Source organism: Ruegeria sp. AD11(2025), assembly GCF_056542405.1.
In genome coordinates this window covers 1-3,953 of sequence record NZ_JBQFZU010000074.1, presented here as the reverse complement: position 1 = coordinate 3,953, position 3,953 = coordinate 1, and the positions used below count along the sequence as shown (strand labels likewise).

The 3,953-nt window shown below is 54.0% G+C and carries 4 protein-coding genes; 1 reads left to right on the top strand and 3 read right to left on the bottom strand.

Features of this window, described 5'->3' with window-relative positions; genetic code table 11:
* Positions 1-321: 321 nt before the first annotated feature.
* Positions 322-1,962 carry a sulfatase-like hydrolase/transferase gene (locus ACR1XY_RS24180; protein WP_171212847.1) on the bottom strand — a complete coding sequence of 547 codons (1,641 nt, stop codon included), beginning with the start codon at positions 1,960-1,962 and terminating at the stop codon, positions 322-324.
* A 24-nt stretch (positions 1,963-1,986) separates the two neighbouring features.
* On the bottom strand, positions 1,987-2,217 hold the full coding sequence (locus ACR1XY_RS24175) for a hypothetical protein (RefSeq protein ID WP_171212846.1): 231 nt from the start codon (positions 2,215-2,217) through the stop codon (positions 1,987-1,989).
* Positions 2,218-2,409: 192 nt separating this feature from the next.
* Between ACR1XY_RS24175 and ACR1XY_RS24170 the strand changes: the two genes are divergently transcribed.
* Positions 2,410-3,711 (top strand): tetratricopeptide repeat protein, encoded by a 1,302-nt coding sequence (locus ACR1XY_RS24170; protein WP_480597304.1) that lies wholly within the window; start codon positions 2,410-2,412, stop codon positions 3,709-3,711.
* Between the two features lie 55 nt (positions 3,712-3,766).
* Here ACR1XY_RS24170 and ACR1XY_RS24165 read toward each other — a convergent pair.
* On the bottom strand, positions 3,767-3,953 hold a 187-nt coding region (locus tag ACR1XY_RS24165), incomplete at its 5' end, for a hypothetical protein (protein ID WP_480597302.1).

Sequence of the window (3,953 nt, the reverse complement as noted above, 5' to 3'; positions counted from 1 at the left end):
TGCTTGTAGCTGATCGACGATGAATTCATCGATGTCACCTATGTCCAAATCCAAGCATGAGCAACCGAACGACGGTTAACGTGACAACACCTCCTGACGGTCTGCGCCGCCCTCCAGATCAAAATACTGATAGCGAATGTCCGTGTTGTTGACCGCAGCCAATGGGTTTGACGCGTTTTCCTCTGCTCCGGCAGCGCTACCCGCTATCAGCAACGCGGACGTCAGGATAGAATGAATGAAAAAATGGCTGGCCATCATGTACCTGAAAAGTTCTCGTGCGATTGATGAGATGGTGGCTTTGCCACCACCGTCCCAAGTTCGTTATTGCCAGCTAGAAAAGACTTCCCTGGTTAGTTCGCTTTCAGGGCGAAGGTTCTCGATTCCTTCATAAGGAACACCCTTTCCGAGTGGCAGATGCGGGTGTTTGGCAATGGTTTTCTGATGGCGCTTGACCATGTCCTGAAAAGACGCCCCGGACCATAGGGAGTACCCGATAAGGGGATGTTCCTCGCGTGGGTCGCGGTAGACATTGAACACGGGAGCCGCTGCGCCGGGTTGGCCGGGGGCAGGCAGGTGCATTTTGAACTCCTGCTTGACTACTGAGCGCAAGATCGGTCCTTCATATACGTAAACATAGTCGCGGCGCGAGTTGCCTTCGCCTTCAAGCAGCAGCGCGGTCTGGTCGATACCGTCAATTACACGGTCGCGCGGAATGCGGTCGGTTGCACCTGCGATCCGGGCAAAGGTGGTGAACAGGTCTGAGACATGCACAATGTCACCCGCCGCGCTGCCGGGCTCGATAGCGCCGGGCCACCGGATGAAGGCATCGGTACGCACACCACCTTCAAGATGCTGCGTCTTGCCGCCGCGGTAAATCAGCTGGTTCAGGCCGGAAGTCCCCTCATAATGATACATCAGGCCATTGTCGGCCATGATCATGACGATGGTGTTGTCTGCCTTTCCGGTTTCATCCAGCTTGGCCAGCACCTCGCCGATCCAACCGTCCAGGATCTGCAACTTGTCGGCATGGAAGCCGCCGTTGCGGGAAACGGCCTCATCAGGATAGGCAAAGTTTAGCGGATAGAGCGGCCAGTACTGCATGAAGAACGGATCGTCCTGCGAAGCCAGCTTCTCCAGCTGTTCCAATGCCTGACGCTGATAGCGCAGGTTCATTTCTTCGTATTTCGCCTGCGTCCATTCCTCGCCCGGTGCCATATCGACTTCGCGGGCAAGACCACCAGCTTCACCTTCAACGCCAGTTACCAGACCGTAGGGTTTGAACCGTTGATCCAACTGAAACTGGTTGGACTGACCCGACGCATGGTAGCCAAGCATGTTGTTGGCGACCATTGCGTCCCGTATCATCAGACTCAGTTGAACTTGCTGGTGCAAAGGAAAGGCCGCCCAGTCAAACCCCTGATTGTGCGGATAGGATTGTTCAATATCGCCCTGATGCCATTTCCCGACATGCGCGGTGTTGTACCCTTCCTCCTTCAGGATTTCGGCAATCGTGACTTCTTCGGCCGCAAGACCTTCACCGACCAGCGCAACCTTGACCTCTTCCACGCCCGCGCGCGCCGGATGACGACCTGTCAACATCGCTGTTCGTGTTGGCGTGCAGGATGGCTCGGTATACATCCTCATCAAGGACATGCCTTCGGTGGCAAAATCGTTGATGTTGGGCGTATCGAAACCGGTGACATAGTTCATCGTCCGGTTGCCCATCTGACCGAAGCTGACATCGTCGATCAGAATGTAGAGAATATTAGGGGGCTTGCCGTCATTGGCGTCACGGATTTCTGCAAGCTTTGCGTCGATTTCCGTATCCTGAGCATCCCATTGATCGCCAAATTGTGCGCGGAGAAACTGGAACTCTCCGTCATGAATGATGGGCGCATCCTGAGCAAAGCTCGCGCCAGCCATCAGCACCATGGCCGAGGCATGTTTAAATATTGATCTCATCGGTATCCCTTCCCCATTTTCGAATTACATCTTACCTGCGCGCCGCAGTGACTGGGCGATTTCATCCCGAAGACCATCCAGGGTTTCGCGGATATCGCAGGCAAACTGGTACGATTGGCTTGCCGGCTCATCATTCATGGAGAGATACTCGTCGCTGAGAAGCTGGTAGTCCCGGCAAATCTCATCGAACACCGTGTCCGCGCGCCGTAAGTCTGCAATTGCGGCTTGGTGGTTCGGAAACAGGGTATCAAGCACGTAACCTTTCAAATTCGACGCTCGTTCGACTAATCAACAGATTCCCCGAATTGTTGGCCGAATTCACTTCTCACAAAAGGTTTATCGGGGCATAATACGGTATAATCAGAGATGTAACTTGCTGAAAAAATGGAATTATCCAAAAGCACATCGACTAGTATTAGTGGTGGTAGAACGCCTGACGCCAAAGATGTGCGGGTCGCGCTTCAGCGACTTGTCGGATCCCAGACATTCGCTGGATCACAGCGACTGCAGGACTTTCTTATCTACGTCGTCGAGGAATCAATCAGCGGTCGAGCCGATGACATCCGTGCCAAAACAATCGCCATGGATGTCTACGGCGCGACCATGTCCGAGATGGCGCGAAGAGAAAATGTGGTGCGGGTGGACGCCGGTCGCCTGCGTCGCAAGCTGGCCGAATATTATGTCGAAGATGGCCGCGATGAAGTCACTGTTTTCGATCTGCCAAAAGGCGGGTACGCACCTGAGATATCGATTAAATCGCCCGGGACGGATCAGCCCGAAATACCTGAGACGGAAACCAAGACTTACACCTGGCCGCGCCCGTTCATTGGGATTGCAGGGGTTTTCCTTATAATCTGTGTTGCTGTGGCAATTGCGTTAATGTCGACAAATCGTGGGGTTCCAGTCAGCCTGCCAGTCGATAGCCTGAGCCAAGATGAGCGCAGCGCGATATTTGATGCATCCCCCATGCGGCTTCAGGCCGTGAACCTGGCCAATTCGGGCCGCGATTTGATCTTTCCGGCCTTGGAGCCCGCGCGACTGAACGGAGCCCTGACGATATTCAAGGGGGCAATCGAAAACGACGACAGCTATTTCGGAGGCCATGCAGGAGCCGCGCAGGTTGCAGCAACGATAGTGCTGGTTACACCGGACGCTGATCCAACCGGCGACTTGCTGCGTTACGCGGACACACAGGCCAGCCGGGCGATTGAATTGGCACCCGAAATGGGGTGGAGCCAATCTGCAAAGGCCTGGGTCGAATTTACCAAGGGTAATTGGCCTGAAGCTATGGAGTTCTCGTACAGGGCGCAGCGGTTGGCACCAAACGACGTGCACGTGCTGGAGTTCGTGTCATTGATCCTGTTGTACTCAGGTGAGTTCGAAAAAGTCGTGGCGATCAGCGAAGACGCACTGTCGAAAATAGATTTGGACCGAGGTTATGTGTTTCAGAACGCGATGGGGTCTGCAAAGTTCCATCTGAAGGATTTCGAAGGTGCCGTTTCCGCCTTTGAGCAGGTGACCCAAAAGGGTGGCCCAGTCGGCCCTGTTTCTGTCGCCTATCTGATGGCGGCTCATCAGATGCTGGGGAACGAAAGTGAAGCTCAAGCTATGTCAGATAAACTCTCGCGTGAATGGCCTGACAGTAGGGTGGATATTTTGTTTCAAAGACTATTTGCGAATCCAGAATACGGGGTGGAACTTGGCGACGCTATGAAACAAGCCAATTGGAAGCCAAAAGTTAATGAATGAAGTTCGTGTCTGGGCTATCGAGGCCATTCCAGTGCGAACTGGCCACAGTAGTTGTTTATTCATGCATCATTCCTTGCCGCGGGGCGGTATTGGCCCCTTCTCCATTGCCGCTGGATTTCGGAGACGGCCCTTTCCGGACGTTCATCGGTTGTGATGGAATGGACATCCCCTGATCTCTCATCTGGTAGGTTTTGGAGATGGAAACCATCAGGAGGTTAGCAAAATGGCGGATTTGGACCTTG

Excerpts from the sequence above, each read along its gene's own strand:
- ACR1XY_RS24180 (WP_171212847.1), bottom strand. The coding sequence starts at position 1,962 with ATGAGATCAATATTTAAACATGCCTCGGCCATGGTGCTGATGGCTGGC.